The 23,105-nt window shown below is 72.1% G+C and carries 18 protein-coding genes and 1 pseudogene; 12 read left to right on the top strand and 7 right to left on the bottom strand.

Going from position 1 to position 23,105, the window contains the following annotated elements; genetic code table 11:
* Positions 1 to 77 precede the first annotated feature (77 nt).
* Positions 78 to 1,886, bottom strand: a pseudogene (locus IG54_RS0108135) (ABC transporter permease); the annotation flags it as partial.
* Between the two features lie 4 nt (positions 1,887 to 1,890).
* On the bottom strand, positions 1,891 to 2,451 hold the full coding sequence (locus IG54_RS0108130) for a hypothetical protein (RefSeq protein ID WP_051819349.1): 561 nt from the start codon (positions 2,449 to 2,451) through the stop codon (positions 1,891 to 1,893).
* 148 nt (positions 2,452 to 2,599) lie between these two features.
* Here IG54_RS0108130 and IG54_RS0108125 point away from each other — a divergent pair, with 148 nt between their 5' ends.
* The 5 genes from IG54_RS0108125 to IG54_RS0108105 all read left to right on the top strand — a co-directional run bounded on the left by IG54_RS0108125 (position 2,600) and on the right by IG54_RS0108105 (position 7,854).
* A complete protein-coding gene (locus IG54_RS0108125; RefSeq protein WP_030779059.1) occupies positions 2,600 to 3,184 on the top strand; it encodes a hypothetical protein in 585 nt (194 codons plus the stop codon).
* Complete coding sequence (locus IG54_RS0108120; RefSeq protein ID WP_030779056.1) at positions 3,159 to 4,469, top strand: ABC transporter substrate-binding protein; 1,311 nt, start codon at positions 3,159 to 3,161, stop codon at positions 4,467 to 4,469. The genes IG54_RS0108125 and IG54_RS0108120 overlap by 26 nt, the downstream gene beginning before the upstream one ends.
* Before the next feature lie 162 nt (positions 4,470 to 4,631).
* Complete coding sequence (locus IG54_RS0108115; RefSeq protein WP_030779054.1) at positions 4,632 to 5,894, top strand: glycosyltransferase family 4 protein; 1,263 nt, start codon at positions 4,632 to 4,634, stop codon at positions 5,892 to 5,894.
* Positions 5,891 to 6,748, top strand: a complete 858-nt coding sequence (locus IG54_RS0108110) for a hypothetical protein (protein ID WP_030779053.1) — start codon at positions 5,891 to 5,893, stop codon at positions 6,746 to 6,748. Before IG54_RS0108115 ends, IG54_RS0108110 begins: the two co-directional genes overlap by 4 nt.
* 95 nt (positions 6,749 to 6,843) lie before the next feature.
* Positions 6,844 to 7,854, top strand: a complete 1,011-nt coding sequence (locus tag IG54_RS0108105) for a helix-turn-helix transcriptional regulator (protein ID WP_030779051.1) — start codon at positions 6,844 to 6,846, stop codon at positions 7,852 to 7,854.
* Here the strand turns inward: IG54_RS0108105 and ctaD are convergent.
* Entirely contained in the window at positions 7,763 to 9,490 is a 1,728-nt protein-coding gene (gene ctaD / locus IG54_RS0108100; protein WP_030779049.1) for a cytochrome c oxidase subunit I, read from the bottom strand. The genes IG54_RS0108105 and ctaD overlap by 92 nt on opposite strands.
* Before the next feature lie 450 nt (positions 9,491 to 9,940).
* Here ctaD and IG54_RS0108095 point away from each other — a divergent pair, with 450 nt between their 5' ends.
* Entirely contained in the window at positions 9,941 to 10,156 is a 216-nt protein-coding gene (locus IG54_RS0108095; RefSeq protein WP_030779047.1) for an I78 family peptidase inhibitor, read from the top strand.
* Positions 10,157 to 10,280: 124 nt separating this feature from the next.
* On the opposite strand, the gene IG54_RS0108090 is transcribed toward IG54_RS0108095, so the two are convergent.
* Complete coding sequence (locus IG54_RS0108090) at positions 10,281 to 11,309, bottom strand: phosphatase PAP2 family protein (protein WP_030779045.1); 1,029 nt, start codon at positions 11,307 to 11,309, stop codon at positions 10,281 to 10,283.
* A 248-nt stretch (positions 11,310 to 11,557) separates the two neighbouring features.
* Positions 11,558 to 12,724: a mannosyltransferase family protein gene (locus IG54_RS0108085; protein ID WP_030779042.1), complete on the bottom strand. Its 1,167-nt coding sequence runs from the start codon at positions 12,722 to 12,724 to the stop codon at positions 11,558 to 11,560.
* A 229-nt stretch (positions 12,725 to 12,953) separates the two neighbouring features.
* Between IG54_RS0108085 and IG54_RS0108080 the strand changes: the two genes are divergently transcribed.
* Positions 12,954 to 14,579 carry an MFS transporter gene (locus IG54_RS0108080; RefSeq protein WP_030779041.1) on the top strand — a complete coding sequence of 542 codons (1,626 nt, stop codon included), beginning with the start codon at positions 12,954 to 12,956 and terminating at the stop codon, positions 14,577 to 14,579.
* Between the two features lie 150 nt (positions 14,580 to 14,729).
* A complete protein-coding gene (locus IG54_RS0108075; RefSeq protein WP_030779040.1) occupies positions 14,730 to 15,926 on the top strand; it encodes an acyl-CoA dehydrogenase family protein in 1,197 nt (398 codons plus the stop codon).
* Positions 15,927 to 15,959: 33 nt separating this feature from the next.
* Here IG54_RS0108075 and IG54_RS0108070 read toward each other — a convergent pair whose 3' ends face one another.
* Positions 15,960 to 16,409 (bottom strand): cell division protein SepF, encoded by a 450-nt coding sequence (locus IG54_RS0108070; RefSeq protein ID WP_030779039.1) that lies wholly within the window; start codon positions 16,407 to 16,409, stop codon positions 15,960 to 15,962.
* A 292-nt stretch (positions 16,410 to 16,701) separates the two neighbouring features.
* Between IG54_RS0108070 and IG54_RS0108065 the strand changes: the two genes are divergently transcribed.
* The gene (locus IG54_RS0108065) at positions 16,702 to 18,012 is read left to right on the top strand and encodes a DUF5685 family protein (RefSeq protein ID WP_199809509.1); all 1,311 of its coding nucleotides are present in this window, start codon (positions 16,702 to 16,704) and stop codon (positions 18,010 to 18,012) included.
* A 21-nt stretch (positions 18,013 to 18,033) separates the two neighbouring features.
* On the opposite strand, the gene IG54_RS0108060 is transcribed toward IG54_RS0108065, so the two are convergent.
* Positions 18,034 to 18,993 (bottom strand): ABC transporter substrate-binding protein, encoded by a 960-nt coding sequence (locus IG54_RS0108060; protein WP_030779037.1) that lies wholly within the window; start codon positions 18,991 to 18,993, stop codon positions 18,034 to 18,036.
* 672 nt (positions 18,994 to 19,665) lie between these two features.
* Between IG54_RS0108060 and IG54_RS0108055 the strand changes: the two genes are divergently transcribed.
* Genes IG54_RS0108055 through IG54_RS0108045 form a run of 3 tightly spaced genes read left to right on the top strand, consistent with a single transcriptional unit; the run spans position 19,666 to position 23,080 of the window.
* The gene (locus IG54_RS0108055) at positions 19,666 to 20,532 is read left to right on the top strand and encodes an amino acid ABC transporter permease (RefSeq protein ID WP_030779032.1); all 867 of its coding nucleotides are present in this window, start codon (positions 19,666 to 19,668) and stop codon (positions 20,530 to 20,532) included.
* A 23-nt stretch (positions 20,533 to 20,555) separates the two neighbouring features.
* Positions 20,556 to 22,322 carry an FAD/NAD(P)-binding protein gene (locus IG54_RS0108050; protein WP_030779030.1) on the top strand — a complete coding sequence of 589 codons (1,767 nt, stop codon included), beginning with the start codon at positions 20,556 to 20,558 and terminating at the stop codon, positions 22,320 to 22,322.
* A complete protein-coding gene (locus IG54_RS0108045; RefSeq protein WP_030779028.1) occupies positions 22,319 to 23,080 on the top strand; it encodes an amino acid ABC transporter ATP-binding protein in 762 nt (253 codons plus the stop codon). The genes IG54_RS0108050 and IG54_RS0108045 overlap by 4 nt, the downstream gene beginning before the upstream one ends.
* Positions 23,081 to 23,105: the final 25 nt, after the last annotated feature.

The raw sequence follows: 23,105 nt of genomic DNA, 5'->3' as shown, positions 1-23,105 counted from the left end.
GATATCTACACTATCCTCTTCGTCGGCAGCGTCAGATGTGTATAAGAGACAGGGGGGGTGTGGGGTGAGGTGGTGAGGGGCGTGGGGCTCGGGCGGTGTGGGGGGCGCCTGAGGGTGCGGAGGGCCTCGTAGGGGCCGCCGGGAAAGCGGCCGATCAGCACCGCGAGGATCCCGATCACCGCCGCGGCAACCCCGCCCTCCGTGCCCGCGTCCAGACCGACCAGCAGCGCCGCCGCGGCCGGCGCCCCGAGGACGTTGTCCGACCCGAGGACCACCACCGCCGCGAACCAGAGGAGCCCGCGCACGGGGTCGTACGCCCCGGAGTCGAACGCCCGCTGCCCCATCGCCAGCATGCCGCCGCCCAGCCCGGCCAGCGCGGCCCCGGTGACGAACGCCGTGAGTTTCAGGGCGCGTACGGGCACCCCCGCGGCCGCCGCCCCCGCCTCGTGGTCCCGCATCGCCGCGAGCGCGCGGCCCGTACGGCCCCGGCGCAGTGCGGTGACCAGGAGCAGCGCCCCGGCGAGAAGCGCCAGTTCCAGGACGTAGTACGCGCGGTCCCCGCCGAAGCCCGCGGGACGGTCAACGGCCAGGCCGGACGTCGCGTACGGCTGCGTGAACACGAAGCGGCTGACGCCCACGCCGACCGCGAACGTCGCGAGGGCCAGCGCCAGGCCGTGGCGGCTGATCGCGGGCCAGCCGGTGAGCAGGCCGAGCGGCGCGACGAGGAGGACCGCCACGGTCAGCGCCGCCAGGTGCGGAAGCTCGGGCAGGCCGGGGAAGCGGCCCGCCGCCAGCAGGGCGGTGAAGAGGGCGCCCAGACCCGCGTACGCCGCCTGGCCGAGGGAGATCTGGCCGCCGCGGCCCGTGACGATCACGAGGGACAGGAGGATCACCGCGAGCGCCGGTACCTGAACGGACGTCGTCAGGTCTGTGCCCGCGAATCCGAGCGGGAGGAGGAAGAGGACGGCCGCCACGATCCAGGCGCCCGGCGGTGTCGGCACGCGGGCCGTCGCCGTGCGGGGCAGCGCGTCCCGGGAGCCGATGCCCGGCAGGATCAGCGCCGCGACGAGGAGGGCGATCACGAAGAGGTTCGCTCCGGCGGTCTGGACGAGCTGCTCCAGTCGGCCCGACGGGTGCAGGCGCGTCAGCTGGCTCTGGGCCACCCCCAGGCCGAGCGCCACCGCGACGGCGACGGGCAGGCTGCGCATCCCGGCCACCACGGCGACGGCCACCACCTCCATCACCAGCAGGGGCATGCCGTACGGGTCGAGTCGTACGAAAGGGGCGAGGAGTACGCCGGTGAGGCCTGCCGTGAAGGAACCGAAGGCCCAGCCCGCCGCGGCCACCCGGTCCGCGTCGACGCCGAAGAGCACGGCGAGCCCGCGGTTGTCGACGACCGCTCGCAGCTCGCCGCCGAAGCGGGTCCAGCGGGTGACCGCCCCGACGGCCGCGGCGAGGGCGACGGCCGCGCCCAGCGGGACCCACGGGTCGGCGGATCCGAGCGTGGGCGCGTCCGCGCGGGCGCCCGGCCCCCAGACGAGGGCCGCCCCGCCGACCAGGAGCACGAAGACGCCGATCGAGGCGACCAGGGTCTGCGCGGGGTCGCCGCCGAGGACGGACAGGGGGCGGAAGACCACGCGGTCCAGGAGCAGGCCGATGCCGGGTGCGACGACGAGCAGCGTGAGGGCCGCGGCGAGCGGGAGGGGCCAGTGCCAGTCGACTGTCAGGTGGCGCAGGACGTACGCGCAGACCATGGCGATCGCGCCGTGGGCGAAGTTGAGGACGCCCGTCGCGCGGTACGTGACGATCAGGCCGATGCCGGTGAGGGCGGCGGCGCCGCCGACCGAGAGCCCGGCCAGCGTGAGGTCGTAGCTCAGGGACGCCACCGGGTCATCGCTCCGGGGCGGGCTCGGAGGCGGTCGGCGGGCCGGTGGTGGGCGGCTCAAAGGGTGCTTCGGGGCGCGGGGGTTCGCAGATGGGGCAGGGGGCGAGAGCGCCCCGCGCCAGGATCGCGGCGTCCGCGGGCGCCGCCTCCGGCCGGTCCGCGGCCAGCGGGCAGTCCGCGCGGTGCCACAGTGTGCCGCCGGGGACCGTGCGGAGTTCGTCGCTCGACGCCAGGGGGCCCCGGTACCGCTCGGGGGACGCGGCGGGTTCGGCCGTCACGAGAAGGCCGTACAACTCCTCCACGCGTGCCGCCGCCAGGGCGCTTCTGCCGTGGGTGAGCAGGACCGCGCCCGCGACGATCAGGGCGGCGCCCGGCACCGTGCAGGAGGCGAGGTAGGGCAACTGCCGCTCGGCGAAACGCTCTCCGGAGACGCCGTACCAGCCGAGTACGCAGAGCACCGCGCCGCCCGCGAGCGCCGCCAGGGCCGCCCACAGGACGGGGTGCGCGGTGCGGGGCCGGGGCGGGTGGGACGCGTCTGCCGCCTGAGCTGTCTGAGCCGTCCGCATCGAGGCCCCCCGGGGACACGTCGTCGGTCACGTCAGTCACGTCGGCGCTCTGTCCATGTCGGCCGATCGATTGCACTATGCCCTCTGGAAGCCGACCCTGAAAGCTCCGGGCCGTGAGGGCCCGGACCGACACCCGGTGGTGAGCCAGATGGTTCTCGGGAGCAGCCCCAAGCGGGAGAGGGCGCGCGGCGAGCGGGGCAGGGTGCGCGGCGCGGTGCCGGCGGCCGCCGCGTTCGTACTGCTCGTCGCGGCCGCCGTGTCCTGTGGTGACGACAGCGGGGGCGGGGACAGCGGTACGCCGCCCGAGCCCTCCGTGGAGAAGTCCGCCACGGAGCAGTCCTCCGAGCCCGCCGACGACCAGGCCACCGCGCCCGCCGACCCGGCGGCCGCGGAGAAGGAAGTGCGGAAGAACTGGGAGAGGTTCTTCGACCCCGAGGTCCCGCTGAAGGACAAGGAAGCCGTCCTGGAGAACGGGCCCAAGATGCGCGCCGTCCTCGAAGGCTTCAGCGGCGACGAGCGCGGCAAGCAGGTCGCCGCGAAGGTCGGCGAGGTCGAGTTCACCGCGGCCGACGAGGCCGACGTCACGTACGCGCTGACCCTGAAGGGCGCCACCGCGCTGCCCGACGCCTCCGGAACGGCCGTCAACGAGGACGACACCTGGAAGGTGTCCGTCAAGACCCTCTGCGCGCTGGTGAGGCTGAGCGGGAATGCGTCGCCCGGTCCGGGCTGCTGAGGCACTGCTCGTCGCCGCGCTCCTGATAGCGAGCGCGGCCTGCGGCAGCCGGCTGCCCGAGAGCGATTTCGAACGGCGTGGCACGGCACCCGCCACCCCCGGCGGGGCGCCGGTGAGGGTCGGCATCATCACCAGCGCGACCAGCCCGGTCGGCGGCGCCGCGTTCACCGGGCCGCGCGACGGGGCCAAGGCCTACTTCGACCGCCTGAACGCGCGCGGCGGCCTCCAGGGACGCCGGGTGGAGGTGCGCACCTGCGACGACGGCGGCAGCGGCGTCGGCAACAACGACTGCGTGCGCGACCTCGTCGAGCAGGACGAGGTCGTCGCCCTCGTGGCCACCGCCTCCCTGGACTACGCGGGCGCCTCCCGGGTCTCCCGCGCGCGCGTGCCCGACATCGGCGGACAGCCGATCGGGCCCGCGTACGACACGTATCCGCACCTGTACGGGATCTACGGCAGCCTCGCCCCGCGCAGCGGCAAGCCGGGCTGGGACGGCAAGCTCTACGGCGGCACCGAGGTCTACCGCTACTTCAAGCGGGAGCAGGGCGCGCGGACGGCCGCCGTCGTCTCCTACAACCAGGCCGCGTCCGCCGCGTACGCCCGGCTCGTCACCCGGGGCCTGAGGGCGGAGGGCTACCAGGTGGTCACCGAGCAGGTCGACTTCGCGCTGCCCAACTTCCGCGCCGCGGCCGCCGATATGAAGGAGCAGGGCGCCGACCTGGTCTTCGACGCGCTGGACGCGCACGGCAACGCCCAGCTGTGCGAGGCGATGGACGACGTCGGGGCCGAGGTCACCGCCAAGGTCACCCACGTGCAGAACTGGACCTCGGCCGTCGGCGACGACTACAAGGACGCTCCGCGCTGCCGCAACGCCCTGTGGGCCACCGGATCGAGCAGGAACTACGAGGACACCGGGCACCCGGCGGTACGCGAGTTCCGCGCCGCCATGGACGCCGTGGACGCGGGCAAGGGGAAGGCGCTCTCCCAGTGGCAGCTGGAGGGGTGGGCCGCGGCCATGTGGTTCACCGACGCGGCGACATCGTGCCTGCGCGGGGGCGGGGACGTCACGCGCGCGTGCGTGGACGAATTCATGAACCGGAACGAGCCGTACTCGGCGCGCGGGCTGCTGCTTCCCGTCACCTTCGAGGCGCGGGCCGAACCTCCGGGGAGCCGTAGGACGTGTGTGTCGGTGGCCCGCTGGCGGGACGGGAGGGGCTGGGTGACCCAAGGGGGAGATATGACCGACAACTGCTTTGATGTGCCCCAGCTCGCCTACCAGCCATGATGCGCGAGGGAGCGGAAAAGTTCCCGTTCTGGCTTTCGATCGCGTATCTGTTCCAAAACAGGATGGTGATGACACCCAACCTTTGGCCAAGAATCCCCGTCTAACCCTGCGGTAGGCGGACGAGGGGGACTGTCCGCACGGAAACGCGGGATACGGGGACGCATGCACATCTCTTTCCTGATTCACAACGCGTACGGGATCGGAGGGACGATCCGGACGACGTACAACTTGGCGAACACGCTGGCCCAGCAGCACGACGTCGAGATCGTCTCCGTGTTCCGGCACCGCGACGAGCCGGTGTTCGCGCCTGACCAGCGCGTGCGTCTGAGCCATCTCGTGGATATGCGCAAGGGCACGCCGGGCTTCGAGGGCGAGGACCCCGAGCATCTGCGCCGCGCCCGGACCTTCCCGAGCGCCGAGGGCCGCTACCACCAGTACAGCGCCCTCACCGACCGGCGTATCGCCGCCCACCTCGCGGCGCTCGACGCGGACGTCGTCGTCGGCACCCGCCCCGGGCTCAATGTGCACATCGCCCGCCAGACCGCGCGCGGCCCCCTGCGCGTCGGCCAGGAGCACCTGACGCTGGACAGCCACTCCAAGGAACTCCGCCGCCAGCTGCGCAGCGTCTACCCCCGCCTCGACGTCCTCACCACCACGACCGAGGCCGACGCGCGCGCCTACTCCCGCAAGATGCGGCTGCCCGGCGTCCATGTGCAGGCGCTGCCCAACCCCGTACCCGCGCCCGGCATAGAGCCCGCCGACGGCTCCCACAAATGGGTCGTCGCAGCCGGCCGGCTCGCGCCGGTCAAGCGGTACGACCTGCTGATCAGGGCGTTCGACAAGGTGCGGCGCGAGCGCCCCGACTGGCGGCTGCGGATCTACGGCAGCGGCAGGCAGAAGGAGAAGCTGCGCGCCCTGATCGACGAACTCGGTCTCTACAACCACGTCTTCCTCATGGGCCCCGCCCACCCCATCGAGCCCGAGTGGGCCAAGGGCTCCATCGCCGCCGTCACCTCCAGCCTGGAGTCCTTCGGCATGACGATCGTCGAGGCGATGCGCTGCGGGCTGCCCGTCGTCGCCACCGACTGCCCGCACGGCCCGGGGGAGATCATCGACAACGGCGTCGACGGCCGCCTCGTCGAGGTCGGCAACCCCGACGCCATCGCCGGCGGACTGCTCGAACTGATCAACAACGACTCGCTCCGGCACCGGATGGCGGACGCCGCGCTCCACGACTCCGAGCGCTTCGACCCGGTCCGCATAGCCGAGCGGTACGACGCGATGTTCTCCGGGATGCTCACCCGCGGGGGCTCGTTCGGGGGCCGCGTGCGCGGCACCCTGCACCGCACCCGCGGCGCGCTGCTCGGCGGTGCGTACGCGGTGCGGGATTTCGGACGCGTAGAGACGAAGGGATCGACCGCATGACGGCCTCGGCCACCTCGCAGCACGCGTCGGACGCCGGGGAGGACCGGCAGGCGTCCTCGGCTCCGCGCGCCGACTGTGTCGCCGACTCCGCCGGGGGTCTCACCTTCGATGTGACGGACCCCGGCGGGACCGGGACGGACGCGGCCCATCTGCTGCTGCGCCGCCGCGACGCCGAATCCGCCGAGGACTACGTACGGCTGCCGCTCTCCCCGTCGGCCGACGGGCGGCTGCGCGCCGCGCTGCCCAGCAGCGTCGAGCTGGCCGAGGGCCGCTGGAACGCGTACGCGCAGGTCCCGGGCGGTGAGCCGCGCCGTCTGATGCCGGGCGTGAACGACCTGCGCTCGCTGGTCGACCGCGCGCCGAGCGGCAGCCGCGGGCATGTCGCGGTGCGCATCCCGTACGCGACGAAGCAGGGCAACCTCTCGGTGCGCAGCTGGCTGCGGGCGCCGCACGCCGAGGCGGGCGAACTCGACATAACGGACGGGGCCCTGACCGTGCACGGCAGGATCTACGGCACCGCGCTGACCGACGCCGCGTTCGCCGAGGCCGTCCGGCGCGAGGAGCCCGACCTCGTCCACCGGGCCGAGGTCACCGCCGAGGGACCGGAGTTCACCTTCGGACTGCACCAGGGGCCGCTCGCCGACAGCGGCCCGGGGCCCTGGGACCTGTGGCTGCGCCCGGCGGGCGAGAGCGGGCCGCGCGTACGCCTGGCCCGGCTCCTGGACGACGTCCCGGACAAGAAGACGATCTTCACGTATCCGGTGACGCGCCGCGAGACCCCGCACGGGGCGGTCGAGGTCGGCCCGTACTACACGAACGACAACGACCTGGCCGTCCGCGTCCGCGCGGTCTAGACGCAGGCCCTTCGTGAGAGGCGGACGAGTCCGCGCCGGCCCGGGCTCCCGGTCGCGGACCGTCCCTGTCCTCAACCCGGGGCACAATCACGTCCATGCTGGAGACCTCCGCACGACTGCTCCGCCTGCTCTCCCTGTTGCAGGCCCACCGCGACTGGTCCGGCGCGGACCTGGCCGACCGGCTCGGCGTCACACCGCGCACGGTCCGCCGTGACGTGGACCGGCTGCGCGAGCTGGGCTATCCCGTCCACGCGAGCCCCGGCACCGGCGGCGGCTACCAGCTCGGCGCGGGTGCCGAACTGCCGCCGCTGCTCCTGGACGACGACGAGGCGGTCGCGGTCGCCGTGGGCCTGCGCACCGCCGCGGGACAGGGCATCGAGGGCATCGGCGAGACCTCCGTACGCGCGCTGACCAAGCTGGAGCAGGTGCTGCCGGGCAGGCTGCGACGCCGCGTCGGGGCCCTCAACGCCTTCACCGTGCCCATGCTGCGCGCCCCGCGGCAGCAGGGCGTGGACCCCGCCGTCCTGACCGAACTCGCGGGCGTCTGCCGGGACGCGGAGCGGCTGCGCTTCGACTACCGCGACCACGAGGGCAGTTCGAGCCGCCGCGTCGTCGAGCCGCACCGGCTGGTGTGCACCGAGCGCCGCTGGTACCTCGTGGCGTGGGACCTGGAGCGCGAGGACTGGCGTACGTTCCGCGTGGACCGCCTCACGCCGAGGCCGCCGCACGGGCCGCGCTTCACCCCGCGCACCCCACCGGCCGACGACCTGGCCTCGTACGTGTCGCAGGGCGTCTCCACGCGCGCGCACGCCGCGCGGGCCGTGGTCCGGCTGCTCGTGCCGCTGGCGGAGGCCGCCCAGCGGATCAGCCCGAGCGACGGCACCCTGGAGGCCGAGACCGAGCGAAGCTGCCTGCTGCGCACGGGAGCGGCGAGCCTGGACGTGATGGTGTTCCACGTGATGTTCATGGGCTTCGAGTTCGAGGTCGTGGAGCCCACCGCGCTCGCCGACCGCATCAGGGCGTCCCGGGACCTCCTGAGCCGGGCCCTGGACCGGGGTGTTCCGTCTGCGGATCCTCGGGGGGCCGGTCCCTCTCCCACTCCGTGAACGCCGCGTACTGGGGATGGTGCAGGTCGAAGGCCGGCGACTCGGAGCGGATCCGGGGCAGTGCGCGGAAGTTGTGGCGCGGTGGCGGGCAGGAGGTCGCCCACTCCAGGGAGCGGCCGAACCCCCAGGGGTCGTCCACGTCGACCTTCTCGCCGTACTTGGCGGTCTTCCAGACGTTGTAGAGGAACGGCAGGGTGGACAGGCCGAGCAGGAACGCCCCGATGGTCGAGACGGTGTTGAGGACCGTGAAGCCGTCCGCCGCCAGATAGTCGGCGTAGCGGCGCGGCATCCCCTCGGCGCCCAGCCAGTGCTGGACGAGGAAGGTGGTGTGGAACCCCACGAAGAGCGTCCAGAACTGGATCTTGCCGAGGCGTTCGTCGAGCATCTTGCCCGTCAGCTTGGGCCACCAGAAGAAGAAGCCGCCGAAGGTCGCGAAGACGACGGTGCCGAACACGACGTAGTGGAAGTGCGCGACGACGAAGTACGAGTCGGTGACGTGGAAGTCCAGGGGCGGCGAGGCCAGGATGACGCCCGTGAGGCCGCCGAACAGGAAGCTCACCAGGAACCCGACCGCCCACAGCATCGGCGTCTCGAAGGACAGCGAGCCCCTGAGCATCGTGCCCGTCCAGTTGAAGAACTTCACGCCCGTCGGGACCGCGATGAGGAACGACACGAACGAGAAGAAGGGCAGCAGGACCGCGCCCGTCGCGAACATGTGGTGCGCCCACACGACCACGGACAGGCCGGTGATGGCCATCGTCGCGCCGACCAGCGGCAGATAGCCGAACATCGGCTTCCGGCTGAAGACCGGGATGATCTCCGTGATGATGCCGAAGAACGGCAGCGCGATGATGTACACCTCGGGGTGCCCGAAGAACCAGAAGAGGTGCTGCCACAGCAGCGCGCCCCCGCTCTCCGAGGCGAAGACGAGCGAGTGGAGGCGCCGGTCCGCCTCCAGGACGAGCAGCGCGGCGGCCAGCACCGGGAACGCGATCAGCACCAGGATCGAAGTGAACAGCACGTTCCAGGTGAAGATGGGCATCCGGAACATCGTCATCCCGGGTGCGCGCATCCCGATGATGGTCGTCAGGAAGTTCACCGCGCCGAGGATCGTGCCGAAACCGGAGAGCGCGAGCCCCATGATCCACAGGTCGGCTCCGATGCCCGGCGACCGCTCCAGACTGTTGAGCGGGGCGTACGCGAACCAGCCGAAGGCCGCGGGACCGCTCGGCACGAGCAGTGAGCCGAGCACCATGAGGCCGCCGAAGAGGAACAGCCAGTACGAGAGCATGTTCAGCCGCGGGAAGGCGACGTCCGGGGAGCCGATCTGGAGCGGCATGATCTCGTTGGCGAACCCCGCGAACGTCGGGGTCGCGAAGAGCAGCAGCATGATCGTGCCGTGCATGGTGAAGGCCTGGTTGAACTCCTCGTTGGTCATCAGCTGGAGTCCGGGGCGGGCCAGTTCGGCCCGCATCATCAGGGCCATCAGACCGGCGGCGAGGAAGAAGACGAACGACGTGATGAGGTAGAGGTGGCCGATCTTCTTGTGGTCCGTGGTGGTCAGCCACTCCACCACCCGGCCGCGCCGCCGCTCCGGCCCCGGCCGCCGAACCGCCCGTACCGTCTCGGTCCCCATCCCCTGCCCCTTCGCCATCGCGTGCCGGGCCCGCCGAAGTCCGCTCGAAGCTCACGCCATCATGCGCGCGTCGGTGCCCGCTCCGACAGGGGGCGTACGCCGCTTCCGGACGGGCGGCGCACGGGGCGCCGGGCCGGAACCATGAATTCCCTATGCGCCGTCACCACCGGTCGAGGGGGCCGGGATTCCGAAATGCGGAGGCTGCGTAAAGGGGGCGAGAGGCTATTCGGTGCGGGCAATTCAGGCAGTTGCCGTGGAGTCCTCTCGGGGTCCTGAAGTCATCCGTGAATTACACCGTTACACGTACGGAACCGCCCATACGTGTGACGGAGTTCGACCGAAACGTACGTCGTGATCCTGTGACAGAAGCGTGACCGGAGAGGTATCCGTGACCCTTGGTGTCCGGCCCCGGCCTTCCGCGGCGGTGCCGCGCCGCCTACCGTGGCGGCCATGGCACCTATCCCGACCCCACCCGCAGAGCCCCAGGACAGCCCCGACCGCTATGTCGGGCTTGCGGCGGAGGCCGCCGAGCGGCAGGCGCGTGAGCGCGGCTGGTCCACCGTCAGGTCGCTGCCGCCCGGGGCGATCATCACCATGGAATACCTCGCGGGGCGGCTCAACTTCGAGGTGAAGGAGGGCGTCGTGACGCGCTCCTGGAAGGGCTGAGCGCCCCGCCGCGTGGGCGTCCGCCCGCATCCGCGTACGACGAAGGCCCCGGTTCCTCGACGGAACCGGGGCCTTCGTGGTGCGGGGGATGGGCTGTGCGTACCGGCCCCCGCTGTCGGTGGGGTCAGCCGCCTGCCATCGGGCGGGCGGACGTGGTGCCGCGCGGCACGCGGTCGGCGTGCGGCGGACGGCGGCTGCCGGCCGGGGTGACCGGGGTGCGCTCGGAGCGGGCCGTGTGCGGGCCCGGCGCCAGATAGGCCGGGGGGCGCCCGGCGCGGACGGCGCCGACCGTCTCGCGGGCCGGGACGGTCTCCTCCGCGGCGGGGCGCGGCGGCACGATCGCGGGGACGCCCACGGGGGCCGCGGCGGGCTCGGGCAGGGGCGCGAGACGGGCGCGGCGGGCACGCCGGCTCTCGCGCAGGCCGAGGGCGACGCCCTCGACCCGGGTGATCAGCGGCTCGAACCAGGGCAGCGCGAGCAGGATGAGCAGCCCCGCGGCCCAGCCGAGGAAGACGTCGCTCAGCCAGTGCGTACCGAGGTAGACGGTGGTGAGGCCGACGCTCAGGGAGACCACGGCCGAGAGGGCCGACAGATAGCGGCGGGTGCGCGGAGTGGAGGCCAGATAGGCCAGGATTCCCCAGGTCACGACGGCGTTGGCGGTGTGGCCCGAAGGGAATATATCCCCGCCGAGCCACATCTCGTTCGAGCCGATCGCGGTGGCGTAGTGCGGGCCGAGGCGGCCCATGCCGAGCTTGGCGGCGCCGACCGTCACATTGAGCAGGAGCAGGGACGCGCCGAACATCAGCAGCGGGCGCAGCGTGTGCTGCCGCCAGGAGCGCCAGCCGAGCCAGGCAGCGACCATGACGGCGGTCGGGCCGCGCTGGCCGAGGACGACCCAGTAGTCGAGGAAGGCGTGGATCTCCGGCCACTGCTGGTAGGGCCGGAAGAACATGACCTGCCAGTCGAACCGCACCAGCCAGGAGGTGGTCAGCACGGCGACGACGATGGCGAGGTAGAACGCCAGGGTCGCGCTGAAGAGCACGACCCGGTGCCGGCTCATCCTCGGCACATCGAGGTGGGCCGGTCGTTCCGGCTCACGGTCCAGCCGGGCGAAGACCCGGTCAAGACGGGTGAGGTTTCGTTCGGTACGCACCCAATCGACGTTACAGCGAGTGAGTCTGGCACTAGGCCGAATCAGTGGCTTTGTGATGACGATGTGATGTGGGATTGATCTCAGAGCGGGGTTTATTCCGGGGATTCCTTATTCGCCGGGGGTCGCCTTACTCAATTCGTTGATCGTTTCCCATGCCATTCTTATGTCGCTTATGAATTCGTTCACCGGGTCCTGGCGCGGAATTCTCCGCACGGTAACCGACGCGCATGGAAATGATCATGACGGGTTCACGGCGGCCCCGAGCCGTGCAGCCAGAACGCCCCGTACACCGCGCTCACCACGGCCACACCCCCGAGGACCAGCGCCGACCTGGACGTACGCAGCCGGGCCAGCGCCACCGCGAGGGGCAGCAGCAGCGGGAAGGCGGGCATGAGGAGGCGCGGCTTCGAGCCGAAGTAGCCCGCCGCGCAGAGCGCCAGCGCGACGACGATCCCGGTGTAGACGAGCAGCGGCAGGGGCTGCCCCTGCCGTACGCCGACGACGTACAGCCAGACCACCAGCACCACCCCGACGATGAGGCCGAGGCCCGCCAGCGCGCCGGGGACGGAGGTGAACTTGTCCCCGACGAAGCGGGCGAAGGCATAGCCGAAGTCGAAGCCGTTGCCCCAGCCCGCCTGCACGTCGAGATAGCCGAACAGACCACCGCCCGTGCGGTGACCCACCCACAGCACATAGCCCGCGGCGCCCAGCGGGGCCAGGACCACACCGAGGATCATGCGTCCGTCGGCCCGCCGCTCCCGGTACGCCTGGACCGCCGCCGCCACCCAGATCGCGACGACCACCGCGCCGCCCACCGGCCGGGTGAGGCCCGCGGCCGAGGCGAGCACACCCGCCCAGACCCACCGCCCCCTGAGTACCGCGTACAGCGACCAGGCGGCCAGTGCCGTGAACAGGGACTCGCTGTACGCCATCGACTGCACGATGCCGACCGGCAGCACCGCCCAGAGCGCGGCCGCGCAGATCCCGGCCCGGCGTCCGTACACATGGTCGGCGACCGCGAAGATCCCCGCGGCGGCGAAGAGCGACGCGACCCAGCTCACCACCAGGCCCGCGTCGGCGTACGACAGCGGGCCGACCGCCGAGACGAGCCGCTCCAGCCAGGGCAGGAGCGGGAAGAACGCGAGGTTGGAGTGCACGCTGCCGTCCGGCAGCGTCACCTCCCAGCCGTAGCCGTGCTCGGCGACGCGGGTGTACCAGAGCGAGTCCCAGCGGGCGGCCAGCAGCGTGTGCGGGCTCCTGCCCGCCGCCGCGCCCCACACCGCGAGCACCGCGACACCCAGCGCGCGCACCCCCGCGTACACGAGGAGGGCGGGCGCGGCGCGGCGCAGCGCGTGGCCCGCTGTAGCCGCCGGGGACGCCGAGGGCGCCGAGAGGCGTTGATCAAGATCGGTCACGGGGTCGATTATCGGCCGTGGACGGAACCGGACGCCCGCCCGGGGCGTGGTCCGGGGGAGGGGGCGTGGCGCACACCACACCGCATCCGTACAACCATGAGAGGTCCGCCACGCGCCCCCGGAGCGGACTCGCGTACTCTGACGGCTCACTCGCCTTGTCTGCGCCGCCGGAGCAGCCAGTCCCCATCCCGCAGGCCGCCGACGCGAGGGATCACTGGGAGGTACGCACATGTCCGGGACGACCACGGCCGCAGCACCGCAGGGCCGTCGGGGATCCGGGGCCGGTGCCGGGGCCAACCGCTGGCTCGTGCTCGTCGTCCTCTGCGTCAGCCTGCTGCTGGTCGCCGTCGACGCCACCGTCCTGCACGTCGCCGTGCCCGCGGTCACCGAGGACCTGAAACCCGGCGCGATGGAACTGCTGTGGATCGTCGACATCTATCCACTGGTCTGCGCCTCGCTCCTCATCCTGTTCGGCACGCTCGGCGACCGTGTCGGCCGCAGACGTGTCCTCCTGCTCGGCTACGCCCTCTTCGGCGTGGCCTCGGCGATCGCCGCCCTCGCCGACAACGCGCAGATCCTCATCGCCGCCCGGGCGCTGCTCGGCGTCGGCGGCGCGATGATCATGCCCGCGACGCTGTCGATCCTGCGCCAGGTCTTCCCCGACCGGCGCGAGCGGGCCGTCGCCATCGGCATCTGGAGCGCGGTGGCCGCCGTCGGCGCGGCCGTCGGGCCGCTGCTCGGCGGGTTCCTCCTCGAACACTTCTGGTGGGGCTCGGTCTTCCTCATCAACATTCCGCTGATGCTGGTCAGCCTGCCGATCGGCCGCTGGCTGCTGCCCGAGTCCACCGGGGACCAGAACGGGCCGTGGGACGTGGCCGGCGCGCTGATGGCGGCGGGCGGCCTCTTCGGGCTCGTACTCGGCGTGAAGCGGCTCGGCGGCGGCGAGGCGCCGCTCGGCGCCACCACCCTGGTCTCCCTCGCCGTGGGCGCCGCCCTGCTCGTCGGCTTCGTCCGCAGACAGCGGCGGCGCAAGCATCCGCTGGTCGACCTGTCCATGTTCGCGCGGCCCGCGTTCAGCACGTCGGTGGGCTGCATCGTGCTCGCCATGCTCGCGCTCGTGGGCCTGGAGCTGATCGCCGCCCAGTACTTGCAGCTGGTCCTCGGACTGTCCCCGCTGGAGACCGGCCTGCGGCTGCTGCCGCTCACCATCGCCGCGATGGCCGCGGGCCTCGCCGGGTCGAAGCTGCTGCACCGCTTCGGACCGCGCAGGATGGTCTGCGCCGGGTTCTGCCTCACCGCGTTCGCCGTGGTGGTGCTCACCGGCATGGGCGGCCACGCCAACGATACCCTGCTGCTCACGGGCTTCGTCCTGCTCGGCTTCGGCCTGGAGACCACGCTCTTCGGCGCGTACGAATCGATGCTGAGCGAGGCGCCGCAGTCCGAGGCGGGCGGGGCCGCGGCCATCGGCGAGACCTCGTACCAGCTGGGCGCGGGCATCGGCATCGCGCTGCTCGGCACGGTCATGAACGCGGCGTACGCGCCGGGGCTCGCCTCGGTGCGGGGGGTTCCCGCGCAGGACAGTGCGGCGGCCAGTCACTCGCTGGGCGAGGCGTACGAGGTCGCCGCGCGGCTCGGCGGTGACGCGGGCGACGCCCTGCGCACCGCGGCGCGGGACTCCTTCGTGCACGGGCTGCATGTGACGCTGCTGGTCAGTGCGGGGCTGCTGCTGCTCGGGGCGCTCGCGGCGCTGCGGCTGCCGCGGACCATGGAGTGCGGGGCGCCCGCGGCGCGGGCCGAGCAGGGTATTCCGGCGCCCCGTGATCCGGCGGGGGTCGGGGTCGACTCCCTGCGCTGAGGTCTTGGCGGCCCTCGGCCGGGAGTTTTGCACTCGCCCGCCCTTGCGGCGCGCGCCTCAGCGCCCCTGGACGTGCGGGACACCGCGTCGTAACGTCAGCGCGAGCCGTAGCTGACTACCAGTGCTAGTTTTGTGCCGCCGGAGGCCCGCATGTCCCCAAGCGCCCGCGCCCCTCTGCCGCCCCTCGACCCCGCCGACCTCCTGGGTATCGACGACCTCCTCGACCCGGAGGACCTGGCGATCCGCGACACCGTGCGCGGCTGGGCCGCCGACCGGGTCCTGCCGCACATCGCCGACTGGTACGAGAAGGGCGAGCTGCCCGGCATCCGCGAGCTGGCCCGGGAGCTGGGCTCCCTCGGGGCGCTCGGCATGTCGCTGGAGGGCTACGGCTGCGCGGGCGCGAGCGCGGTCCAGTACGGGCTCGCCTGCCTGGAGCTGGAGGCAGCCGACTCCGGCATCCGTTCGCTGGTCTCCGTGCAGGGCTCCCTCGCGATGTACGCCGTCCACCGCTTCGGCTCCGAGGAGCAGAAGCGGCGGTGGCTGCCCGGGATGGCCGCGGGCGAGATCATCGGCTGCTTCGGCCTGACCGAGCCCGACCACGGCTCCGACCCGGCGTCGATGCGGACGTACGCGAAGAGGGACGGCACCGACTGGGTGCTCAGCGGGCGGAAGATGTGGATCACGAACGGGTCGGTGGCCGGGGTGGCCGTGGTCTGGGCGCAGACCGAGGAGGGCATCAGGGGCTTCGTCGTGCCGACCGACGCGGCCGGGTTCTCGGCGCCCGAGATCAAGCACAAGTGGTCGCTGCGGGCCAGCGTCACCAGTGAGCTGGTGCTGGACGAGGTGCGGCTGCCCGCCGACGCGGTCCTGCCGGAGGTCGTCGGCCTCAAGGGCCCGCTCAGCTGTCTGTCCCACGCGCGCTACGGCATCGTCTGGGGTGCGATGGGCGCCGCCCGCTCGTCGTTCGAGGCGGCGGTGGAGTACGCGAAGACCCGCGAGCAGTTCGGCCGGCCCATCGGAGGCTTCCAGCTCACCCAGGCCAAGCTCGCCGACATGGCGGTCGAGCTGCACAAGGGCATCCTGCTCGCCCACCATCTCGGGCGACGCCTGGACGCGGGCAGGCTCCGACCCGAGCAGGTCAGTTTCGGCAAGCTCAACAACGTACGCGAAGCGATCGAGATCTGCCGCACGTCCAGGACGATCCTGGGCGCCAACGGGATCTCGCTGGAATACCCCGTCATGCGGCACGCGACGAACCTGGAGTCGGTGCTCACCTATGAGGGCACCGTCGAGATGCATCAGCTGGTTCTGGGCAAGGCGCTCACCGGTCTCGACGCCTTCCGGTGAGACCCGGCAGGTTCCGGTGAGCGGCCTTGCCCCCTAGCTCTGGTTGAAGAAGCCGTCCGACGGGCGGCCCGCGGCCTCACCGCTGACGATGTGCGTGTCGGCGGGGGTCAGCAGGAAGACCCGCGTCGCCACGCGCTCGATCGAGCCGCGCAGACCGAAGGTGAGACCGGCCGCGAAGTCGACCACGCGCTTGGCGTCGGCGGGCTCCATGGCGGTGAGATTCATGATGACCGGGACACCGTCCCGGAACAGCTCGCCGATGTGGCGGGCGTCCCGGAAGCTGTCCGGGGTCACGGTCCCGATCCGGCGATCCTGGTCCTCGGCGGCCTCGGGCACCACCCGCGAGCCCGGGTCGGTGACCCAGGCCTCCGGCCGGGCGGGTCCCTCGTCCCGGTCGTCCTCATAGCCGTCGTCGTAGTAACGCTCGTCGTTGTTGTCGTCGACGAGCCCAAGCCAAGCACTCGCCTTGCGCACCGATCCCATGGACGCCTCCTCTCACAGCGGTTTCCCTGCGTTCCGCATCCCTATGCTCGTCCATGATGCGGATGGTGCGCCAAGTGGATAGTCGCCGCGCGGGGTTTTCGTGACGGTACTGGTGCAGAGTCAACACGCCGACGCACGCCCTACTTCAAGGGTCGTACTGTGTACGGTTGCTGACGGAGGGTGAAATATGATGATTCGAGGCGTACGGGTGACGGCAGGTACGTACGGGTGAACGACCCTCGATACGATGCCGGGGTTGCTCAACGTCCGGCCGCTCGGGGGAGTCGTCGTCTTGTTCGGAATCGTCAGGCCCTGTACCCATCGCCTCGGTGACGGGCTCAAGGCCCAGTGGATGGCGCACCTGTGCGGGCTCTGCCTCGCGCTGCGCGGCGACCACGGGCAGTTCGCCCGCGTCGTCACCAACTACGACGGGCTCATCATCTCGGTCCTGACGGAGGCTCAGGCCCCGTCGTCCCCCGGCCGGCGGCGCACCGCCGGGCCCTGTCCCCTGCGCGGGATGCGGACCGCCTCCGTCGCACGGGGCGAGGGGGCACGGCTCGCCGCCGCCGTCTCGCTGGTGCTCGCCTCGGCCAAGGTCCGCGACCACGTCGTCGACGGGGACGGCCTCCTGGCACGCCGCCCGGTGGCCGTCGCCGCGCGGCGCGTGGCCAGGAGCTGGGACAGGGCGGGCGCGCGGACCGGCTCCGAGGTGGGGTTCGACACGGCGGTCCTGCTCGACGCCGTCGAACGGCAGGCGGGCGTCGAGGCCTTGGCCGGGCCCGGCACCTCGCTGCTCGCGGTCACCGAGCCGACCGAGACCGCGACCGCGGCCGCCTTCGCGCACACCGCGGTGCTCGCGGGGCGGCCCGGCAACGTGGAACCCCTCGCCGAGGCAGGACGGCTCTTCGGCCGCCTCGCTCACCTGCTCGACGCCGTGGAGGACAGGGAAGCTGACGCCGCGTCGGGCGCCTGGAACCCCCTCACGGCGACCGGCACGTCCCTGGCGGAGGCGCGCCGCCTCGCCGACGACGCGCTGCACGGCATACGGCTCGCGCTGCGGGACGCCGAATTCACCGACGGCAAGCTCGCGCACGTCCTGCTCGCGCACGAACTGCGCCGCTCGGTCGACCGCGCGTTCGGGAGCGGGTCATGCGGTCACGCGCAGCCGGTGACGGCACATCAGGGCGGGGCCTTCGGGCCGCCGCCGTCGCAGCAGGGCGGGCCGTACGGGTCGCAGAATCCCTACGGGGGCGCGCATCCTTACGGGGGCGGGAATCCGTACGGGGGTGCAATGCCGCCGGGCGGGCCTCAGGGGCCGGGTGGGCCTCAGGGTCCGGGCGGGCCTCAGGGTCCGGGCGGGCCGGGTGGATTCGGGGGTGGGCCCGCGTTCGAGCCGCAGCCGCCGAAGCCCGGCAAGCGCGGCTTCTGGGCGGGGTGCGCCGTCGCGATCGGGCTGTGCTGCACCTGCAAGATGTGCTGCGCCGACGAGTACGAGGGCCCCTGGTCCCGCAAGAAGCGCGAGGGCTGCTGCAACAACTGCGACTGCGACGGCGGGTGCTGCGGCATCTGCGAGTGCTGCTCCTGCTGCGACTGCGGGCTGTAGCGGACGCCCGGTGACAAGGCGTCAGCCCTTGGTTTCCGGCGGGGAGATCCGGGACTTCCCGATCGCCGAGCCCCGCGTGCCCCACTTCCTCAGGATGCGGTCGTACGTCCCGTCCTCGATCAGCCGGTCCACCGCCGCCCTGAACGCCGGTGCCAGCTTCGTGCCCTTCTTGAAGGCGAAGCCGACGTCGAGGCGGCGGTACTCACCGAGGAACCTCAGGCCCTCCTGCTGCCGTACGGCGTAGCGCAGGCCGTTGATGGTGGACATGACCACGTCGGCGCGGCCCTGCCGCAGCGCCGGCCAGACGGCGCCGGGCTCGGCGTACGTCTTCACGGCGTACGGCTCCTTGCCCGCCTCCTCGCAGACGTGCTTGTTCTCCTCCAGTGTGACCTCGAAGGTGGTGCCCGCGCCGGTCGCCACGTTCAGGCCGCACAGCTGCCGGAGGTGGGTGACCTTCTTCAGCCCGCTGTCCGCGCGGACGGCGAAGCCCTGGCCGTCGTTGATGTACGTGACGAAGTCGATGGTCCTGCGGCGCTCCTCGGTCACGCCGAAGTTGCCGGTGCCGAGGTCGTACTTGCCGCTGCCCAGGGCCGGCAGGATGGCCTCGAAGCTCGCCGCCTCCCGCTCCAGCCTCAGCCCGAGCACTTTGGCGACGGCGTCCGCGAAGTCGATGTCCTGGCCGACGATCGTTCTGCCGTCCTCCAGGTAGAGCGCTCCGGGCGGGGTGCCGCCGACGGAGGACGCGATGCGCAGGGTTCCCCGGTCCCGTACGGAAGAGGGCAGCAGGCGGGCCGCCGCCTCGTCCTTCCTGACCGGCGACACCACGTCGGCGGTGGGGATCTCGGCGCTCTTTCCGGCGGGGGCCGCGCCGCCCGTGGTGTCGGCGCCGCCGCCGGGGTCGCAGGCCGTCAGCGCGAGGGTGACGGCGGTGATCAGGGCGAAGGCCGCCGGGAGGCGGTGGGAGTGCGGGGGCGTACTCATGGCGTGACGGTCTCCAGCTCGGCGGGGCAGGGCGAAGCGGAACGTACGAGGGGAGGGGTGTCACCGCCCGTGACGTGCCGGGCGGTGAGGTGCGCGTGTGAAGGCGAGGGCGTCAACGGCGCCGTGCGGCGCGGGCGTTGAGAAAAGGGAGGAGAGGGTGGAGAGGGTGGAGAGGCGGCCCGGCCACGGTGAAGCCGGCTCGGCGCGTGCGCGGTGGCAGCCCGGCACGTATGGAGCGGGTTCTGGCGGTGCGTGAGGCGCAGGGGGCCGGCTCAGGAGGGCATCAAGCCGAGGCCATCAGGCTCAGGAAGGCATCAGGCTCAGGAAGGCATCAAGCTCAGGAAGGCATCAAGCTCAGGAAGGCATCAAGCTCAGGAAGGCATCAAGCTCAGGAAGGCATCAAGCTCAGGAGGGCATCAACAAGACGCCGACCACACTCGACCGAAGTCGATGTGGGAGCGCGTGACCAGCCACTGCTGCGGATGCATGGGGCAAGTGGAACAGGCATCCGTTTCCGCGTCAACTGCCGTGAGACGTAACGCTCACATCCTGGACGGCCTTGACAGCGCACGTGAGACGCCCCGTAATCTCGAACGCGGATCGTGCTGAGGGGCTCGGTCCATGTGAAGGCATCACCCGTGTCCGGACTTCTGTATCCACGGAGCCTTCCGCATGTCTTCCGACATCCTCACCAAAGTCGCGACCGCCCCTCCTCCCCAAGACCCCGCGCGGGCCCCCGCCGCGCCGCGCATCGTGCCACTGCCCCGCGCGGGGCAGTGGACGGCCGCCGTGCTCGTCCTCGCGCTGCTCGCCTTCGCCGCCCAGTCCGTCGTACGCAACGACGCGTTCCAATGGGACGTCGTCGCCGACTACTTCACCACCGCGTCCGTGCTGCGGGGCCTGTGGCTCACGCTCTGGCTGACCGCCGTCGTCATGGTGCTCGGCTTCGCGCTCGGCACGCTTCTCGCCATGGGCAGGCTGTCCGCCAACCCCGTACTGCGGGCGGTGAGCTGGGGCTATGTCTGGTTCTTCAGGTCGATGCCGATCCTGGTGCAGCTGCTCTTCTGGTTCAACATCGGGGCGCTGTACCCGCAGCTCTTCGGCGTCAGGACGGTGAACCTCCTCGGGCCCGTCACCATCGCCGTCATCGGGCTCACCCTGCACGAGGCCGCCTACGCCGCCGAAGTGGTGCGCGGCGGCATCCTCTCCGTCGGCCGCGGGCAGACCGAGGCCGCGCAGTCGCTCGGGCTCGGTCGGTGGCGCCGCCTGCGGCGGATCGTCCTGCCGCAGGCCATGCGGTCCATCGTGCCGCCCGCCGGGAACATGCTGATCGGCACGCTCAAGGGCACCTCGATCGTCAGCGTCATCGCGGTGCAGGACCTGCTCTACTCCGTGCAGCTCGTCTACCACCGCACCTACCAGGTCATCCCGCTGCTCATGGTCGCCACCATCTGGTACGTCGTGGTCACCTCGGTGCTCGGCGTCGGGCAGCACTACGTCGAGCGGCACTACGCGCGCGGCTCGGAGCGCGCGCGATGAGCGGTGCGGCCGGGGTGGGCGCGATGAGTGCGGACGGAGTGGCGCGGCGCCCGGCGCTGGTGATCGTCGGCGCGGGTCCTCGCGGCACCGGGATTCTGGAGCGCATCGCGGCCAACGCGCCCGAGCTGTTGGGCGGTTCACCGCTCGACATCCATCTCGTCGACCCTTACCCGCCGGGCGGCGGCCGCGTCTGGCGGCGGGACCAGTCGCCGCTGCTGTGGATGAACTCGCAGGCCCAGGACGTCACGATGTTCACCGACGAGACGGTGGAGATGGCCGGGCCGGTCCTCCCCGGGCCCACGCTGCACGAGTGGGCCGGACGCGGCGGCCGGGACTTCGCCGGCCGCCGCGAACAGAGCGGATATCTGCGCTGGGTGTACGAGAAGGCCGTGGCCGCCCTGCCGCCCGGCGCCGTCGTCCACCACCACCGGCGCAGGGCGCTGCGCGTCACCGGCGCCCCCGACACCCGCCAGGAGGTGTGGCTGGAGGGCGCCCGGACACCGCTCGCCGCCGACCTGGTCGTCCTGGCCCAAGGGCACCTGGACGCCGAACCGGACGCCAGCGAGGCCGCTCTGGCCGCGTACGCCGCGTCGAACGGGCTCGTGTACCTGCCGCCCGACTTCACCGCCGACAGCGATCTGTCACAGCTCGCACCCGGCGAACCCGTCCTCGTACGCGGCTTCGGGCTCGCCTTCGTCGACCTGATGGCGCTGCTCACCGAAGGGCGCGGCGGGCGGTACGAGGGGGAGCGCTACCTCCCCTCGGGAAAGGAGCCCGTGCTGTACGTCGGCTCACGGCGCGGCGTCCCGTACCACTCCAAGATCGGCTACGACTGGACGGGCGAACGCCCGCCGCTCCCACGCTACTTGGGGGCCACCGAGGTCGACGAACTACTCGCGAGGCCCGACGGCATCGACTTCCGGCGGGACGTGTGGCCGCTCATCGACAAGGAGCTGGGCTTCGCCCACTACCACCGCCTCTTCACCGCACACCCCGACCGCACCCGGGTCTCCTGGACGGACTTCGACGAGAAGTACGCGGCCTGCGCGCCCGGCAGCCCCGAGCTTGACGCCCTCGTCACCTCCGCCGTGCCCGACCCCGCCGACCGGCTCGACCTCGCCGCGCTCGACCGCCCCCTGGCCGGGGTGCGCCACACCTCGGACGGCGCGCTCCAGGAAGCCCTGCGCGCCCACATCGCCGCCGACCTCGCCCGCCGCCACGACCCGGAGCACAGCCCCGACCTCGCCGTCTTCCTCGGACTCCTGTCCGTCTACGGCCAGTTGACCCGGCTCGGCGACACGGGGGCCTGGTGGCACGGCTTCTTCAGCCTCCTCGCGTCCGGGCCGCCGGGCCCCCGGCTGCGGCAGCTGCTCGCCCTCTCGCGCGCGGGTGTCGTGCGGTTCCTCGGCGCCGACGTCCACGTGAGCGCCGAAGCAGGGGTGTTCCGCGCACACAGCCCCACCCTGCCGGGGCAGGTCACCGAGGCCCGCGCCCTCGTCGAGGCACGGCTCCCGCAGCCCACCCTCGCCCGCACCCGCGACCCGCTGCTGCGCGCCCTGCACGCCGAGGGCGCCGCCGCCACCGAGACGGGGCTGCTCGCCGTCGACCCCGCCGACGGACGCGTGCTCGACCGCGCGGGCGTGGCACACCCGCGCCGGTTCGCGCTCGGCCCGCACACCAACGCGCGCGGCGCCGGGGCGTTCACCCGGCCCCGCACCAACAGCCCCACCTTCCGCCAGAACGACGCCACCGCGCGTGCCGTACTCGACTTCCTGGGAGCCGCACGATGAACGCCATGGTCGAAGTCCACTCCGTACGCAAGTCCTTCGGCCCCCTGGAAGTACTCAAGGGCGTCGACCTGACGGTCCGGGCCGGCGAGGTGACCGTCGTCCTCGGCCCCTCCGGATCCGGCAAGTCCACGCTCCTGCGCACCATCAACCACCTGGAGAAGGCCGACGCGGGCTGGGTCGGCGTCGACGGATCGCCCATCGGCTACCGGCGCTCGGGTGACAAGCTGTACGAGCTGCGCGAACGCGATGTGCTCAGACAGCGCACCCGCATCGGCTTCGTCTTCCAGGACTTCCGCCTCTTCCCGCACCTGACCGTCCTGGAGAACATCGTCGAGGCCCCGGTCCACGCCCTCAAGCGCCCCCGCGAGACGGCCGCCGCACGTGCCGAGACCCTGCTCACCCGGGTCGGCCTCGCCGACAAGGCAGGCGCCTACCCCCAGCAGCTCTCCGGCGGACAGCAGCAGCGCGTGGCCATCGCCCGCGCGCTCGCCCTGGAGCCGAAGCTGCTCCTCTTCGACGAGCCGACCTCCGCGCTCGACCCGGAACTCGTCGGCGAAGTCCTCGACGTCATCAGGGACGTGGCCGCCCGGGGCACCACGATGATCGTCGTCACCCACGAGATCGGCTTCGCCCGCGAGGTCGCCGACACCGTCGTCTTCATGGATGACGGGCGCGTGGTCGAACAGGGCCGCCCGGGGGACGTCCTGGACGCCCCGCGACACGAACGTACCCGCGCGTTCCTCTCCAAAGTCCTCTGAAGCCCTCCGCGGGCTGCTCCTCTTC

This window comes from Streptomyces sp. NRRL S-920, from assembly GCF_000717945.1.
GTDB classification, from domain to species: Bacteria; Actinomycetota; Actinomycetes; order Streptomycetales; family Streptomycetaceae; genus Streptomyces; species Streptomyces alboniger.
The sequence above is the reverse complement of the archived record's forward strand: the minus strand, read 5'-3'. Positions and strand labels throughout refer to the sequence as shown.